General features: G+C 37.7%; 13 protein-coding genes. 10 read left to right on the plus strand and 3 right to left on the minus strand.

Annotation, left to right across the window (positions count from 1 at the left end; genetic code table 11):
* Positions 1-6: 6 nt before the first annotated feature.
* The 4 genes from ACXAGV_RS07445 to ACXAGV_RS07460 all read left to right on the plus strand — a co-directional run bounded on the left by ACXAGV_RS07445 (position 7) and on the right by ACXAGV_RS07460 (position 4,414).
* Entirely contained in the window at positions 7-888 is an 882-nt protein-coding gene (locus ACXAGV_RS07445; protein WP_474872700.1) for a glycosyltransferase family 2 protein, read from the plus strand.
* 15 nt (positions 889-903) lie between these two features.
* A complete protein-coding gene (locus tag ACXAGV_RS07450) occupies positions 904-2,328 on the plus strand; it encodes an oligosaccharide flippase family protein (protein WP_474872701.1) in 1,425 nt (474 codons plus the stop codon).
* A gap of 1 nt (position 2,329) precedes the next feature.
* Positions 2,330-3,556, plus strand: a complete 1,227-nt coding sequence (locus ACXAGV_RS07455) for a glycosyltransferase (RefSeq protein ID WP_474872702.1) — start codon at positions 2,330-2,332, stop codon at positions 3,554-3,556.
* Between the two features lie 240 nt (positions 3,557-3,796).
* A complete protein-coding gene (locus tag ACXAGV_RS07460; RefSeq protein WP_474872703.1) occupies positions 3,797-4,414 on the plus strand; it encodes a hypothetical protein in 618 nt (205 codons plus the stop codon).
* A gap of 166 nt (positions 4,415-4,580) precedes the next feature.
* Here ACXAGV_RS07460 and ACXAGV_RS07465 read toward each other — a convergent pair whose 3' ends face one another.
* Positions 4,581-7,052, minus strand: coding sequence for a right-handed parallel beta-helix repeat-containing protein (locus tag ACXAGV_RS07465; protein WP_474872704.1), 2,472 nt, complete (start codon positions 7,050-7,052; stop codon positions 4,581-4,583).
* A gap of 340 nt (positions 7,053-7,392) precedes the next feature.
* Between ACXAGV_RS07465 and ACXAGV_RS07470 the strand changes: the two genes are divergently transcribed.
* From ACXAGV_RS07470 to ACXAGV_RS07490, 5 genes are all read left to right on the plus strand, one after another.
* On the plus strand, positions 7,393-9,963 hold the full coding sequence (locus tag ACXAGV_RS07470; protein WP_474872705.1) for an AMP-binding protein: 2,571 nt from the start codon (positions 7,393-7,395) through the stop codon (positions 9,961-9,963).
* A 10-nt stretch (positions 9,964-9,973) separates the two neighbouring features.
* Positions 9,974-10,243: an acyltransferase family protein gene (locus ACXAGV_RS07475; protein WP_474872706.1), complete on the plus strand. Its 270-nt coding sequence runs from the start codon at positions 9,974-9,976 to the stop codon at positions 10,241-10,243.
* A 320-nt stretch (positions 10,244-10,563) separates the two neighbouring features.
* On the plus strand, positions 10,564-10,977 hold the full coding sequence (locus ACXAGV_RS07480; protein ID WP_474872707.1) for a GtrA family protein: 414 nt from the start codon (positions 10,564-10,566) through the stop codon (positions 10,975-10,977).
* An 8-nt stretch (positions 10,978-10,985) separates the two neighbouring features.
* On the plus strand, positions 10,986-11,903 hold the full coding sequence (locus tag ACXAGV_RS07485) for a glycosyltransferase family 2 protein (RefSeq protein ID WP_474872708.1): 918 nt from the start codon (positions 10,986-10,988) through the stop codon (positions 11,901-11,903).
* A 312-nt stretch (positions 11,904-12,215) separates the two neighbouring features.
* Positions 12,216-13,268, plus strand: coding sequence for an acyltransferase family protein (locus ACXAGV_RS07490; protein ID WP_474872709.1), 1,053 nt, complete (start codon positions 12,216-12,218; stop codon positions 13,266-13,268).
* A 127-nt stretch (positions 13,269-13,395) separates the two neighbouring features.
* Here ACXAGV_RS07490 and ACXAGV_RS07495 read toward each other — a convergent pair whose 3' ends face one another.
* Both ACXAGV_RS07495 and ACXAGV_RS07500 read right to left on the minus strand, forming a co-directional pair.
* Positions 13,396-14,892, minus strand: coding sequence for a hypothetical protein (locus ACXAGV_RS07495; RefSeq protein ID WP_474872710.1), 1,497 nt, complete (start codon positions 14,890-14,892; stop codon positions 13,396-13,398).
* A gap of 388 nt (positions 14,893-15,280) precedes the next feature.
* Entirely contained in the window at positions 15,281-16,114 is an 834-nt protein-coding gene (locus tag ACXAGV_RS07500) for a class I SAM-dependent methyltransferase (protein ID WP_474872711.1), read from the minus strand.
* Positions 16,115-16,440: 326 nt separating this feature from the next.
* Here ACXAGV_RS07500 and pheS point away from each other — a divergent pair, with 326 nt between their 5' ends.
* On the plus strand, positions 16,441-17,421 hold the full coding sequence (gene pheS / locus ACXAGV_RS07505) for a phenylalanine--tRNA ligase subunit alpha (protein ID WP_015066912.1): 981 nt from the start codon (positions 16,441-16,443) through the stop codon (positions 17,419-17,421).
* The last annotated feature ends 3 nt before the right edge of the window (positions 17,422-17,424 follow it).

A 17,424-nucleotide genomic window follows, 5' to 3' on the forward strand; every position in this document is an offset into this window, starting at 1 on the left:
TCTTACATGACTTCAAACGTAAAAGTTTCTGTAATTGTTCCCGTATGGAATGATGAACGAAGAGTTGTTAAATGCATTAAGGCGCTAAAGAATCAACAGTTTGCTCCTGAAGCTTACGAAATAATAATTATCGATAATGGCTCTACAGATAGGACTTTTGAAGAAATTCAAGGGATTGAAGGTATCACTGTTTTACAAGAGCTTAAGCCTGGTTCCTATGCTGCACGAAACAAAGGGCTTTCGGTTGCTAAAGGACACTACGTAGCATTTACAGACTCTGATTGCGTTCCAGATAAAAACTGGTTGGCTTCGCTTATTGAGTGTGCCGATACTCAGAGAGATATAGGTGTAGTCGCGGGTGATGTTAGCTTTTTCAAAGATGACGCTGAAACTATTGATGATGCATCTCTAGCATACGAGAGCTTTTTCTCAATGAATCAAGAAGATTATGCGAGGAAAGGCGTTTGCATCACAGCAAATTGGCTATCGAAAAAAGCGACACTTCTCGATTTAGGTGGGTTCAACGCCAAACTTAAATCGGGAGGAGATCATGATATGGCAAAGCGACTTACTAACAATGATTTAAGTGTTGTTTTTTGTAAGCAGGCAGTAGTTGCTCACCCAGCCAGAAATAAGCAAGAAATTCTTAAGAAAAGAAGGCGGGTTATCGGTGGCGCTTGGGATAAAACAGACGGCAAGCTCAAGTCCATAAAGCTGCTCTGGGAGGCCGTTAAACTATATATCAAACGTACGCTTCTTGTGTTTTTTTCGAATGAAGCCTCCCTTAAACAAAGGTTGTCGGTCTTTGGAATCATATCAGCGATATTCTTTGTATCGTTATCAGAAATAGTGAAGCTCACAGCTGGTCAACAAAGTACAAGAAGCTAAAAGGAATAATATAAATTGAGCAGGATAGTAAGTGCTACTTCATGGACGACATTATCTACTATTGTTAACCTGGCATTAACAATGATTCAGCTTGCTGTACTGGCGCGAATTCTCGCACCATCTGTATTTGGGCAGTTTGCCGTTATTAACATGGTAATGGAGATATTTGTTGCATTTGCACTTGGAGGTATTTCAAATTTCCTTATTTTTAGACAAGATGCAGATCAGAGTACTAATAATGCGATTTACTACTTAGCACTAGGAATTGGCAGTGTTTTCAGCGTAGTTTTTTACCTAGTTACACCAATATTAGCGACAGCGCTTGGCTATGAAGAAATAATACAAGAACTTAAGGTTGCGACCTTAATGTTGGTAATATCTTCTCTAGCCTCACAATATCAGGCTGTTGGAATGAAGTGTTTTAAGCATAAGCGCGTTGCACAGGTTGATATTATTGCTAAAACAGCTTCATTTATTTTTGCAATCAGCAACACACATTTAGGATTACTATGCTTGGTCGGAAGTGTTGTTATATACCAGTTGGTTAGATTGATTGGTTTTATGGCTGTACTGAGCAAAGATATGAATCTTTCACTTCATGTAAACAAGTCTATTTACCGAGAGGCATTTAATTATGGTATTTTTGATTTTGGTTCTCAAGCCCTCAATATTCTCGGCAGGCAGTTAGACGTTATCATCCTTTCTATTACTTTATCCAGCAGTCAGTTAGGGATATATCACGTACTTAAGCAGCTAGCAAGCAGGCCCGCCCAGGCATTACAGCCAGTAATCAACAAAGTAGCGTTGCCGGCGTTTGGAGAGATTAAAGAAGTCTTACAGAGGCTCAGTAGAACATACAAAGACTTTTATATTTTACAGCTGTTTGTTCTTGCATTCATTTATGTCCCTTTAATTATTTTCCCAGAACTAGTAGTTAGTCTATTCTTTGGGGAAGAGTACTCTTCCCAATATTTAGTATTTGCTCTTCTTTCCTGTTTTTGGTTTGTTAGAGTCTTTAGTTCAAATTTGGTAGGGCCGCTTGTTCAGGCTACAGGCCAAACTCGGAAGCACTTTATTTGGAATATAGCCATTCTTATACCAAATGCATGTGTTATCTATTTTTCTTCAAGTTATGGAGTTTTGCATTTAGTGGTGAGCATGCTCGCTTTTCAAACGATTCTTTTCCCTTTAGTCAATTATTATTTTGCTGGACCAATTGCCAACGTGACATTCAAATTTTCGTTTGGTGCAATGTTTATAGTTGTATCATTTATTACCGTTCCGTTACTAATCACAAGGTTTTTTATTACTAGGGTAGTTCCAGATGTCTTTCTGCTTAAGGAATCTTTAGTTGCCTTATTTACGGTCGGAGCTTCATTACTTTTATTTATTCAATACAAAGAAATAAAATCTTCTATTCAAAGAGTAAAAGGCTTTTAATATGTCTAATAACAAAAGAGTGTTATTTTTTGTTAGATCATTCCCTGTTTTATCTCAGACGTTTGTTCTAAACCAGGTAAAAGACCTCATTGCGAGGGGTATGGATGTTCACGTTCTTAGTGTTAATCCAACTATAGAAGCAGAAGTTACTCTTCGCTCTATCTTTGGCAGTAACTGGCGAGAAAAAGTCAGTTACCTTAAGCCATATAAAGAGTCTAAAATGTTTTATGTTTGGTCGCTACTAGGATTATTTTACTCATTAACATCAGTACACCGACTTAAGCTCGTTAAAGTTGCATTCTCTTTTGTCAAAAAGAAAAACTTTTTTCTAGCCAAAGAAATCCTCTCGATTGCTTGGTTGTTAAGAAATAAAGAGATAAATGCGAGTGTATGCATTGCTCACTTCGGTAGTAGCGGCGTCATATTTGATTATTTTCGCCAGGCCAAGCTTTTAAAATGCAACAGGCAGTTTACTATATTCCACGGATATGAAATAAGCCGATACGATGAATTGAAAGTATGGGAAAATGAATACGGCAAACTTGGAGGGGTTTTACTACCAATAAGTAACCATTGGAAAGAAAAGTTAATCTCTTTAGGCGTTAAAGAAAATTCAACTAAAGTTTTGCATATGGGGGTGAATGTCGAAAGGTTTACGTTTAACGATAAAGCAATCAGTAAGCCTTTACGCGTTCTTTCTGTTGCGAGGGCTACAGAGAAGAAAGGTCTTAAATATGCTATAGAAGCGATACTCGATTCTGACTTGGATGTTGAATACAATATTGTTGGAGATGGTAACCAACTTCCGGAGCTAAAGTCTTTAGCGTCGGCTCATGTAAATGGTTCGCGTATTAAGTTCAAAGGCGCTCAGTCTTCTGATTATGTTGCTCAGTCACTTGCATCTTCGGATGTATTTTTACTTCCTTCAATACGTGATAGCAACGGCGACAAAGAAGGTATACCCGTTTCATTAATGGAGGCTATGTCGTGCGGCGTAATTGCTTTATCAACTTATCACAGCGGAATTCCTGAACTAATAGAAGATAGAAAAACTGGCTTCTTGGTACCTGAAAAGTGTGCTGATGGTATTCAAAAAAAGTTAGTAGAAATAATTGAACATAAAAATTTAACTGATATAAGAAGACAGGCGCGAGTAAAGGTAGAAACAGAGTTTAACGCAAAAACCTTGATCGATGACCTAGTAAAAATTACCGAAATGAATCCTTAGTAATATCGAGGTTAGCTAGCACCTATCTTGATGACAAAATTATTCACCATTCAATAAAGCCCCAAGTTTGAAGAGGATTATATATTTAAACTTTTGGTGTCAGCTAAATTTACACTCTAATTAATCTTTATTTTGAATTTTAGGTAAGTTGTTGATGTATAGGTTGAATATTGGGTTGGCCTGTGTTTTGCTTTAATGTTTATCAGTTAGTGATAGTTCAAACAGTTATCGAGGTTAATAATGAAGAAGTACATAGCAGCGCTATTGGTTATGCTAACAACGACAGTATCCCATGCAGCGTTAATTGAATATAAATTTACCGCAGTAGACAGCACGTTTGACCCAAGCGAGAGTCTATTGGACTATATTAACAACAGTACGTCAGTAACGTCCTCTAATGTAACTTCGTTTGATATGGTGAACTCTGAAACTCAGTCTGTTTCACTTGTATCTTTTGAGTTCGATTTCTCATCTCTTGTCGAATTTACACTCTTTGCTGGACTTGACGCCGATTATGGTGCAGAAATCTACATCAACGGTGTTAACGTTTTAGACACAGAACAGAACCTTTGGTGGAGACGTTCATGGAATAATTCGTCTGTTCAAACCGTTGATGCAACAACTATCGGTCTGACACAAATTGACATAGTATGGGCAGAAGACTGCTGTGGTGGTCAAAGCAGCATAGCGTTTTCGTCAGATATTCTTGGTGGAGATTTGTTGGTTCTAAATGATCAAAATATTCAAGCGTTTAATGCTGCATCATCTAGCAATGCCACTCAAGTGCATGAGCCTTCAATTCTACTTCTTTCACTGATGGGAGCATTTTTCATCGGTGCTAGACGCCTAAAAAAGTAGTAAAACATATCAAATAAAAAAACCGCCTAGGCGGTTTTTTTTTGGTCAATATTCTTGTACTTAGTTGAATATCTTTTCATAAAGGTTGTTAGCAACGTATTACTTTCATATTGTTCAATTTTGATTCGCCTTTGGATCTTTACTAACACTTTCATAGTCAACCGAACTATTTAATTTCTGTAATTGTGATGTCACTGAAGTTAGCTCTATCAATATTCTTCCAGCTTTTAACATTGTCGTTATCCAACACAAGTATGAAGTAGTCTACTTCACCCGTTATGTATTTACCTACCGGAAATGACACTACCCCTGCATTCACATCGTAAAATGTTTCTGCTCTGATACCCCAAGCTTGTGTTCCGAAAAACTTAACTATTCGCGAACTACTTAATTTGTTATCGGTTTCGAAACCTACACCAACAATGTCTGGGTTCCCTTCAACTTCCAGAACCAAACTTAAAACTGAATCTTTTGTTAAAGTGAAGTCGACAGGAAACATTCGCCAATTATTACCAGTGAGCGTTACGGTGTTGTCTTCTGAAATTACGGTAGCACCATATCTGTATTGATTAGCAAAGCCAGAGTGTTCTATCTCGTAAGCGTTAAGTTGCCAAGAAGTTACACTTGGTCGCGTTGATAAAATAGGGTTCCCAGTAGGTGAAAAGTTTGGAATTCTGAATTCCTCTTGTACCTCTAGTTTAGGGGCGTTGGTATTTTTTAATTGCGCAATGTATTCATAGTTATCTGAATAAGGGTGTTCGACCAAATTATCCAAATCAAAATCGTATCTCGAATCCATAGCTGCTTCGTTATAGCAGAGGTCGTTATTTGATGAACTGCCTATGTATTTTTCCTTATCGAGGATGCAGTAACCCACGTTATTGTTCTTATATTTTGTAAAAACCATATTGTTCTGTGAAGTAATCCAAAATGTACTATCACCATTGACACCCGATGAAGCTATTCCATTACGATTTACATCTATAAAATTTTCAAATACATAGGTTCTTCCTCCTGGCTTTGACATCAAACCGCCTGCTTTAATAGCGGTCCATTCTTTTCCTCTGTCGTCACCTAAATTATGTATATGATTATGGAATATGTAGCTAGGTCCAAGCATGTTTGGCGCCACGCTAACCCCTGCATACCCCTGTTCCATTTCATTGTTATACACCAACACGTTTTGCTGGCCACCATCAATTTCGATTAAGTCATCATTGGCATAGGCTAGGTAGTTGCCATAAATTGCAGAATTACGGACAAAGCCACCGCGCCGTTCGAAATTCATTCGACCCTCAATGACGTCATTAAACCTGTGATTTGGAGCACCGTAAAAACGATTATTTCTTACTATAAATTCACCCCTGTACTCATTGCTGTCGTGATATGCCCAAACTTGAAGCGCGTTTGCACCTTTAGGGTGACCAACTGACCAGTTGTTTGCGCCTAGATTGGGGCTATGTATTTCACACTCTTCAATTACAGCAATTCCGCTTCGCTCTAGATAAATGCCAGAGTCGTAGTTTATGGGAGAACTGCTAGTAGGGCTTGAGTAAGCTTTACCGTTTCTAATATCAACGGCTTCTCTGCCATACTCAGATACGTTGCAGCCTTTGATCCATATATGATGTGCTTTTTTAGCAAATATACCGTAACGCTGCCCGCCCTTGACGGTGAGGTTTTCTAGCATTACGTACGAGTTGTTTCCAATATTCACTGCTGAAAGTACATCACTTCCAGCATCAATTATTGGGCCGTCACCTATTATTTTTGCGTAACCATTTACACTTCCCGCTATATTTAAGGCTTCTAGGTCCAATTGTCCGCCTGAATAAATCTCTGATAAGTAATAAACTTTGCTCGGATCAATAGGTGGGGTGTTGGCCTTTGTTTTAGTTTGAATGGTATGTTCCGCAATGTCGCCATTAACATTCGTAATTTGAACTTGAATGTCATAAGTTGTGTCTGCCTCAAGATACACTAAACTTCCAGCATAGGAGCCGTAAATTGGCTCCCAAGACAAGTCTAACCCTTTTTGCCAATTTGTTTCGTTATGCGCTTTAAACTGGACAGTGGCTACACTATCTTCATCCTGACCGTAAATAACTATACCGATAGAGTTAATAAGAGGAGTGGCAGTGTCGGCAAAGCCCGATGCCGAGGCAGCGAACACTATTGATGGATCTAACCCAGCCGCAATAGCAGATTCATAAATTTCATTTTTGCTTAGCATTGAATGAGTTGATACGATCCTCATCCATTTGGCGGTGTCTAAAGGAAATAATGCAAAAAGTGCTGTGACTTCTGCCGAGGAGAGTGAACTAATGTCCCCACCAATGCTGCTTTGGTTCCGTGAATCTGAATAGTTAAACACTTTTTTTTCATAGAGGCTTGCAATACTAGTATCATATTTTTCAATAAGTTGTACTAGCTTTTCGTCCCCAGTGTAATGTTTCAAAACGCTTTCGATGTTATGATCTGGTCCAGTATTAGTTTCAAGATATGCGTAGATTTTTTCACCTGGCTGAAAGGCGCTTGTTTCTCGGCTTTTTTCAGTCGAATGATTAGCGCAAGAGATGAGAAAAAGTGAGAGTAAGATAATAAGCCAGGCTTTGGCGTAGATTCTACAATATTCCATATAGATGCCCCGTCCACTTGATAGATGTAAAAAGAAAAAGTTGTCACACTTAAAAGGGTAGTGGTTAAGGTAATAGCTAGCAAGTAGGCAGCGATATTTTAAGCACGGTAGGAAAGTTAACCTAGCGAAGCATTAGCATATAAAGTGGAACTAATCTTGCGTAATTTCAGCTTTGCTATTCTGTACTCAAAAAGGCGAATAATGCCCTTCGTGTATCTGAGGTTTAATATTCTTGAAAGATTAATGCGTTAGAACTCTATCTAACTACTAAATATCAATACTTATTTAAAACGTATAACAACAGCTTTTTGTGCGACACATTGAAAAGGACAGTAGTGACGTGTTCGAAAACTTAGAATCATTTCTTAATAAACACCCGAGCGACAATATAGCTGCGAAGGATGGAGATCGCAGTGTTACTTATGCAGAGCTATTATTAGAAGCTAAGCAAGTAAGTGAAAATTTCTGTAGTGAAAGAAGTGTAATTATATTGGAATGTAACCCGTCTATTGATTGGCTGGTTGCGTACTTAGCGACATTAATGAGAAATCATGTTGCGTTACTATTACCCAATGATAAGCCAGACTTAAGTGCGCATTTTAGTGAGTTGTACGGTGCACGTTATATTGTAAATACTGATAATGAAATTTCGATTGCACTACAGAATAATGAAACTGCAATTTTAAATGATGACTTATGCATTATGCTGTCTACTTCGGGCTCTACTGGAAGCCCGAAATGTGTGAAATTGTCACACAGTAATTTGACATCGAACGCGGCGTCGATTGCTGAATATTTAAATATCACAACTGATGATGTCGGTGTTGTCAATCTTCCGACAAATTACTCCTATGGATTATCTATTGTTAATAGCCATTTATACATGGGAGGAGCAATTCTCTTTAACCAGTACTCTGTAGTTGATGATGAGTTTTGGCAACTCTGTGATAAAGAAAAAGCAACAAGCTTCGCTGGGGTTCCACATAGTTACGAACTACTATCAAGAACTAATTACCAGACAAAGATACCTCCATCAATGAGGTATTTCACGCAGGCCGGTGGAAAATTAAGTCGAGATAAAGTAATCGAGTTTTCGGACTTTGCGAAACAGAATAGTATGAAGTTTTTTGTGATGTATGGGCAAACTGAAGCATCCCCAAGAATTTCTTATTTATCGCCAGAAATTGCTTCTGAATACCCAGACTCAATAGGCCAAGCTATTCCCGGTGGTGAGCTGAAAGTGCTAAATGAAGCGGGTGAAGATGAAGTCGATGGAGCAGAAGGCGAGCTTGCCTATTTTGGGCCTAATGTGATGATGGGCTACGCAAGAAACCGCTTTGACTTGTCAAAGAGTAAAGAGTTAAGTTGCTTAATGACCGGTGATATCGCTAAGAAATTAGAGAATGGATTGTTTGTGATCACAGGACGGAAAAGCCGATTCATAAAATTGTTCGGTAACCGCGTGAGCCTTGATCAAGTTGAAGTTATTTTAAAGGCAGAGAAATTAAACTGTGTTGCTACAGGGCATGACGACAAACTGATTGTTTTTACAGTAGAGAAAGAAAAGTCTGATTTAATTGAAAAGCATCTGTCAGAAGTTTTAAAAATACCAACTAGTAGTATTCAGATTGTTTTCGGTAAAAATTTTCCAACGCTTCAAACAGGGAAAATAGACTACGCTTCAATTCTGGCCATTGCTTCCACAAATTCAGAAACTGACACGAGTTCGGTCATAGGTATTTTTTCAGAGATATTCGGAGCGGCTAAAATCGATCAAAATAAGTCATTTTCAGATTTAGGAGGTGACTCTTTAAATTACGTGAAAGTCTCTATTTACCTAGAAGAGCTTATTGGTGAGCTACCAGAAAATTGGGTACATTTAAAAATTCTAGAACTACAAGAATTAGCTAATAATGTTAAACAAAGCTCCGTTTCAAATAAACCAAAGGTTGCTAAGCTTGCAAACGTTGATACGCTGCGAGCGATTGTCTGTTTCTTGGTAGTGGCTTACCACGTTTTTGGTAGTACACCAGACTTTGGATTGAATATAGCCAAGGATTCGCCATATAGATCTGCATTTCAAATATTAGACTTAATTAGAATGCCATTGTTTACTGCCCTTGCCGGTATGCTATTCATTGCTATGGCACCAAACAAGCTTGAATTCCCAAAAATTGTTCTCAATCGAGTTTCTACTTTATTAGTCCCAGCCTTAGTGGTTTCGATTATATATTTCTATTTGAGAAGCTTGATAGGTAAAGAAGTGGGGGAGCTTACTACTGCGCTTTTACATGGTTATATGCATTTGTGGTACTTATATGCTCTATTTCTTATGGTTGTAGTAATAGGTGGTATTCAAGTTCTATTTAAACCATCACTTACAACCTACATGATTCTTATACCAGTTACTTTCGTAGTTTCGAGAGTGGTAAAAGAAATAGATTTCTTACGAATCGCAGAAGCTATTGAATTGACGCCTTATTTCATCTTAGGAATAGTTATTTATCAGCATACGCAATTGTTTTTGAAGAAAAGAGTTATCTACACTGCAGCGTTGATAACTGCTTTAGGGTGTGTATTAAAAGCGCTCCTATTTTTAAAAGTTGTTAACTTGCCATTTAACGCCTCTTTCCTATGGTTTGTAGTGTCAACAAGTTTTATAGTCACCTGCTATCAATTTGTTCCGAAATTATCTTCAATACAGTGGGTAGGAGTCTATACCTATGCCATTTATCTATGGCATCCGATGGCTAATGCCAGTGCTCGAACATTATTGACGAAACTCGGGTTAGATAATCAGTTATTTTTATTCATCGTAGGGCTTTTTGTAGGTGTGCTTGTTCCAATTATGATGTATAAGGCTGCAAATATATTACCTAAAGTTGTTAGACAGTCTCTGATGGGGAGGTAGGGAAATGGTTATGGTTAACAAACCTATGATTGACGGGATTCAAATTCTCAGAGGGCTGGCAGCATTCCTAGTTATTGTTAGGCATGGCACTAAAGAAATCGATGGCTTTAATTTTTCGGTAGGACAATTTGGTGTTGCCCTCTTTTTTGTTATTAGTGGCTTTGTTATTTATCTCACATCTAGAAATGTTGATTTGTCCACTTTCGCGACGAAAAGGCTAGTTAGAATAGTACCGTTATATTGGCTTGTACCACCTGATAGGCTGGAAGAACCACAATGAAATAGAACGACTGAAGCTACTGCAATAGTTCTTAACCCATCAATATCGGGCCTGTAATTTAGAGTATATTTCTATTCTGATTCTTAACTATAGTTTACATTACGCTTATCTAAATTATAGAAAAATTTTTTTCATTTTGTTAATTTAATGTTTTTTTAACTTAAGTGTCTCGACGGCGTAGCAAAATTTAAAATATTGTATGATAAAAGTCATATTATTAACTAAATGATTTTTATAAATACCTAGAAAGCACCTAGTCTTATCGTATAATGTGTCATAGACTAATACTATAATTAATTTACGTAATTCGATGCATAATCGTGCCGAAAAACTTTTCATCTAAGGAAACTGTTTTGGCTCAGAAAGGAAGTCATTCACTACTATCACTTTTTTCTAAATTCCTAACAGTAGGTATTGTGAACACCGCAATACACTGGATAACGTTCTACGTATTGTTGAAATTTGATTTCTCGCAGTCTTTTTCAAATTTATTTGCTTTTGCAACAGCTGTTACATTTTCTTTTTACGTAAATGGCAAGTACACATTTCAATCGAAGACTTCATTAAAAAGGTACGTGACTTTCACCGCGTTTATGGGTGTTATTGCTTTCACTTTTGGGTTAGCTTCAGATTATTTTAAGTTACCTGGTTTGGTAACATTAATATTATTCTCTGGAACGAGTTTGGTCATCGGTTTTCTGTTTTCAAAATACGTTGTTTTCAAAGAGGTCTAGGCAAAGCCATGGAAAAAATTTCTTTAGTCGTTCCTGTATTCAACGAAGAGGAAGTCATTGACATCTTTTATGACAAAGTCAAAGCAGAGCTGAGTCAGTACCAGGTACAGGTCGTTTTTATAGATGATGGCAGTTCTGACAAGACACTTGAAATCATTTCTCGAATAGCTGCTAGTGATGAAAATGTGAAAGCACTTTCCTTCATAAAAAACTTTGGCAAAGAACCCGCGCTATTTGCCGGTTTAGAGCACAGTGATGGTGACGCCGTTATTCCCATAGATGTTGACCTGCAAGATCCAATCGAAGTTGTCCATGAGTTGATTGCTAAGTGGCGAGAGGGCTACGAAATGGTGCTCGCTAAACGTGCCAATCGAGATTCAGATACTTACCTCAAGCGTAAAACAGCACAGTGGTTTTACTCTTTCCACAATAAAATAAGCAATACTAAAATAGAAGAAAACGTTGGCGATTTTAGGCTTCTAGATAAAAAGATAGTTCAAAGTATTATTCAGCTTGAAGAGCGTAATCTCTTTATGAAAGCTATTTTATCTTGGTGTGGCGGCAAAACCGCAATTGTAGAATACACTCGCGATGAACGTGCAGCTGGTACGACAAAGTTTAATGGCTGGAAGTTATGGAATCTGGCATTAGAGGGGATTACAGGTTTCTCAACAGTACCTCTTAGAATGTGGACCTATATTGGCTTCGCTATCTCTTCGCTGGCATTTGCCTACGGCTTGATGATGATTGTTGAAAAGCTTATATGGGGTAATGACGTTCCGGGATACCCGTCATTAATGGTATCTGTTCTTTTCCTAGGTGGAGTTCAACTTATAGGGATAGGTGTTCTTGGAGAATATATAGGTCGCATTTACGTAGAAACTAAAAAGCGCCCTAGGTATATTTTAAGAAGTAACAATAAATAGAAACATTCGTTTTTATCTGTATCTGCCAAATATAGGTAATCATTTGGAATCGCGCATTGTGTTTTAGGTTTTTTGCGTAAGTTTAAGCAGAGAAACAGGTGAATAGCTATTGTAACTATTATAACCAGATGCAGCTCTCTGTAACTGAAAAGAAAAAATGATAACCAGTTATTTCGATAAAATTGCCTCAACAGTAATTTATTTTGGGATAAAAGTTAGTTAGCGAATGAATAAGTTAAGGCGATTTGGTATTCATAATCGTTATTACAACTTTCTAAAACTGGGTACGGGAAGCTCCAAAGGTAGGATGATGTGACAGAAAGATTGAAATGGATAGATGCTCTTAAAGGAATCAGTATTATTCTAGTTGTGTATTTCCATGTCATTTTAATGGGATATAACGTACCTTTTGAATCAGAGATATTCAACAAGACTATTTTCGACAGAGTAAACTTTTTCATTGCATATAATTTGGTACCACTACGAATGCCTCTCTTTTTTCTCATCTCGGGCTTTTTGGCTAGTAGATCAGTCTTGGTTAAATCCTGGGGGCAGACCTTTCACTCAAAAATAGGTGTTAATATATACATAATAGCTATTTGGCTGGTAATACTTAATATTTCCTTTCTTTTGATAAATGAAATGAGCTTTGACAATCTCACCATGGCTAAGCTTTTTAATACAATAGAGATAGAAGGGATTACCCGAGCTATTTCCCTCGGTCGAAGTACTCTATGGTATCTGTATGCTTTAGTTATTTTTTTCACAGTAACAAAAATTTTTAGGAACAAAGTTCTGTCTCTTTTAGCTCTTGCACTGTTCCTAAACACGGTATCTCTTATAAAGGGTTGGAAATATGACTTAGGTCATATGTCATTTTGTTATCTCTTTTTTGTCGGCGGTGTATTTTGGGGAAAACTTATATTTCATAAAATAGAGGCCCTAAGATGGCGCGATAATCTATTTATATTTACAGTAGGAATGGTAATACTTCTGATTACACAATTTATGGGCCTTAGGTATAAAACATTCGAAAGTATATTTTCAATTTATATTGTGACTCTAACTGTAATCAAGTTATTTTCTTTTGGATTTAAATTCAGAGTGCTTTCGTATATAGGGAAGAATACATTGCCTATCTATATAATACACAGGCCTATAATTGAATTTTCTGCGGTATTTGTTGTCCCTTGGATAATTTGCTTACCTACTGCGTCAGGTCGCGGGCACGTTGTTTACTCACTATTTTTTCCGATTATTTTAACGTTAATGTGCACTTTTTTTGCTTTATTTATATGGAAAATAACTAATAAATCAATTGGTAGATACCTTTATAGTTATGAAGTTGTTAAAAATCAAGCGTAGGCGAAGGTGCCTTTGCAGTTCGACTAACTCGCTCGTAGTTCCAACTTTATCGTGAAAGCACGTACTATCAATTGTCTGTTTGTCTTGTTTAAAGTTGTAGAGCAATAAATATCTAATTCGACACACATTATTCACAATGTGTATAGTTTGTGTTAATAATTTTGAGTGCTTCCGGTTGCGCTTTTGACTCTTTGGCATCAATCAGTGTCCGGCAAGAAGGTGGCTGCTCACTAATAGTACATGAAGTCTTGTCATTATATAGATTGCTGTCTTTGCAGAATAAATCGTGCTTTGTTAAGTGATTTATATTTCCTTGACTGGCTTTGTACAAAATAAACCTTGCCAAGTTACGCTCTTTCCATGGTTCTTCAAGGTTAATATTCAATGTTTCATTTTTAATTACTTCTACTGCGTGTCTTACAATTTTATCTCTCTTATTGACTTCCTCTGTAAACACAAAAAAGCCAGAAATAGTTAACAACGTAAAAGCTATGTATGTTAGAGGGGCAATAATTACAAATTTGCTCGTTTTCGTACATACGATGTATATAGAAAAAGCTAAATATATTAAGTAATTATAATAAGTAAATGTGTTATAGGCCCCCATTGATTGGCTCACTAATAGACAGTAGAGCACCATGGGCATACAGGACAGTATCAGAACAGCGTATAGGTCAAATCGAGCTCTTACAGTCATAAATACTGCGATGATAGAAATTAAAGTCAACTCTATAAAATTGTCACTAACGTATTCTGTAAGACTATTATCTCTTTTGGCTACATATTCAGGGTTCAACTCTCCTCCCAGAAGAAAGAACGAGAGAAACCAGAGCAGGCAAGGTAAAAGGAATATAACCTCAACGTGAGCAAAAGGATTTTTTATATAATCTGAAATAACTTTGTAGTTAAAAGCTTTCAAAGCCTCAAAGTTTCTTAAAATGAAGATTAAGCCCAGGAATGAAGTTAAATACAGTATCGTAGTTTCTTTGAAATAAAGAGATATGAAAAATAATGACACTGAGAAAAATAAAGCTAATTTAGCATTTAATACCTCTTTTATACCTAGCCGTAAAAAGAGAGTACTAGCTACAAGAAAGAGAAGGATATTTCTTTCAGAGTAAATTGCTGAAGAATATATGTTAACAATTGGGGGAGAAACGGCGATTAAGCTTAGAAGCACAAAACGCCTGTTTTTAGGAATAAAATCAAAAGTAAAGTAGGCAAGTGTCATTAGAAGAATAAAATGAACTATCAGATATACTTTTAAAGCACTAAAACTTTTAAAAAACTTGAGCAGAACTGCATTGTCGACATGAGATAAGGGAAAGAACCTGCCGTTCCACATTTGAAATTTTATTTCATCTTTAATAAGAAAGTTTAGTTGAACGGACATGGAGTCGTAGTCGACACTAAAATCTGTGAAGTTATATGTACTCAAGCAAATCGAAACGGCACAGGATATTAATAGAAGGGGTAGAGCTGTTATCGAGACATCTTTGTTTTTTATATCTGGAGCATCAGAAACCTTTAGTTTGCCGAAGTTAACCGTGGAAAACTGACTAACTAGATAAATAAGTACTAAAGAAGCGAATAAAAATATAACAAGAGCTGCTGATGAAGACATCTAAATCCCTTTAAGTAAATCAACAGATTTAGTCTGTTAAAGGCGGTAAGTTAATCGAGTGGGTAAGGCTGAACTCGATAATAGTATAATGCCAAGATTAATCGCTGTTTGGTAGAGCTTTATCACGAAAATAAACGAAAATGAGACCTTACCTCGAGGCGAGCTTTGCATATGTCATATCTGACGTTCACTCTTGTTCCCACAAAATTTCGCCATTATCAGCTATATAAGGTAGCGGTAATGTCTGTCACTCGTATAACCTACCGCTTTTATTTCAGGCAAGCCTTAGCGCACAGAAAAATTTTTCCTATGCTTTGGCCATGTAGTCATCATGTAAATTGAGGAAAACATGGAGCTTGACGCTATTATCAACCAAGTACAAAGGCAGTCACTTCACCAAAACACACGTGACAGAAGGTAAGAATAACTGCGCAATCTTACGACCTTTATAGGAGTTTACGCCTTTCAGAAAGGTTTCCATTATTGAAAAGTAAAAGCGGGGCATCCGCACGTGAATGTTCTTCGCGCTCCAGTAATATTTAACCTGCTCGAAGCCCATGTCATCTACCGATTTAACTTCTTCAAATGTCCATTCTTTCAAGTGAAAGCACTCCGGAATATCAGAAAAATATTGAGATACGTCGTGTGGACCACAAAAGGCATGCGGCGTTCTGAAAGCGTAAGCTCCGCCCTTTTTCAAAATCTGGTTAACGATAATAAAGTGATGTTCAACATCTTCGTCGTGTAAATGCTCAATTAGTTGGTCACTAAAAACTAAATCTACGCTTTCATTTTCTATTTGAGATAAATCATAGCCGTCATACACTACAACAGAGGTGTTTTCTGGAAAATGTTCGCTTTCGTCCCTTTGGTCAGATATGTCTACACCGATTGCCCTTCGGCAATATTGAGATGCTTTCTTAAGCAGCCTGCCATCTCCGGAGGCAAATTCAACGAATACTTTATCTCGTTTAAGAAAGCGTTTTATAAAAGCCATTCTATGTCTTACTTTTTTACGACTTTCAGTTTCATCATTTCGTTTTGTTAAACGTGGATGGTCAGGAACTTTTGAGAACAGCTCATCATACATTTTGCTGTAGATTTCTTTACGTGACTCTCTGTTTGCAGCTTTTAGCTGCGAAGCGAGGTTTTTTTCAACTTGGTAATGGTTGAGTACCTGTTCGTATGTGCGGTTTGATGGAAGCGGTTTCCTTATCTGCATTCTACTATCCCTGTATATTTAAAACGCTTTTGTTCTTTTACTTAGGAGATATTAAAGAATGTGAAGAGATGTTCAAGGCATTTCTGCGGACAATAAGTTGATTGAAGAGATTGTGCACTAAATCCCATATGTTTGATCAAGAAATCGCTTCTCTCTCACGATTTCTATTATCCACTCACCAAAATTTCGCCATTATCAGCTATATAGGGTAGCGGTAATGTCTGTCACTCGTGTAAACTACCGCTTTTATTTCAGGCAAGCCTTAGCGCACAGAAAAATTCTTCCTATGCTTTGGCCATGCAGTCATCATGTAAATTGAGGAAAACATGGAGCTTGACGCTATTATCAATCAGGCACAAAGCCAGATTGACGCTGCACAAGATGCAGCCACATTAGACCAAGTTAGGGTCGAATTCATGGGTAAGAAAGGTAAACTTACCGACTTACTTAAAGGGCTTGGAAAGTTATCGAACGAAGAACGTCCTGCCGCAGGCCAAAAGATTAACCAAGCTAAGCAGGTTATTCAGCAAGCTATTTCTGCAAAAGGTGAGTTTTTACGCACTGAAGAGCTTAACAAAAAGCTAGCCGAAGAAGCCATTGATGTAACTTTGCCTGGTCGTACAGAAAAGCCAGGTAACTTGCACCCGGTTAGCCGCACTATTGCGCGTATTGAATCTTTCTTTGGTGAGCTTGGTTTCTCGGTAAAGACCGGCCCTGAAATTGAAGATGGTTTTCACAACTTCGACGCACTGAACATTCCTGCGAATCACCCAGCGCGTGCCGATCACGATACCTTCTATTTCAACCCAGACATGATGCTTCGTACGCAAACCTCTGGTGTTCAAATTCGCACCATGGAAGCGGAAAAGCCGCCATTGCGTATTATCTCGCCAGGGCGCGTGTATCGTAACGACTACGATCAAACTCACACGCCAATGTTCCACCAGGTGGAAGGTTTGATGGTTGATAAGAACGTTAGCTTTACCGACCTTAAAGGTATTCTGCACGACTTCTTACATCACTTCTTTGAAGAGTCGCTAGAAATTCGCTTCCGTCCGTCTTACTTCCCGTTTACAGAGCCTTCAGCTGAAGTAGACGTTATGGGTAAAAACGGTCAGTGGCTTGAAGTACTAGGCTGCGGCATGGTGCACCCAAATGTACTTAAAGCAGTGGGTATCGACCCAGAAGAGTACACAGGTTTTGCCTTTGGTATGGGCGTAGAGCGCTTAACTATGCTTCGTTACGGTGTTAACGACTTGCGCGCGTTCTTTGAAAACGATCTTCGTTTCCTTAAGCAGTTCAACTAAGGC

Source organism: Alteromonas sp. ABH4_453, from assembly GCF_056160665.1.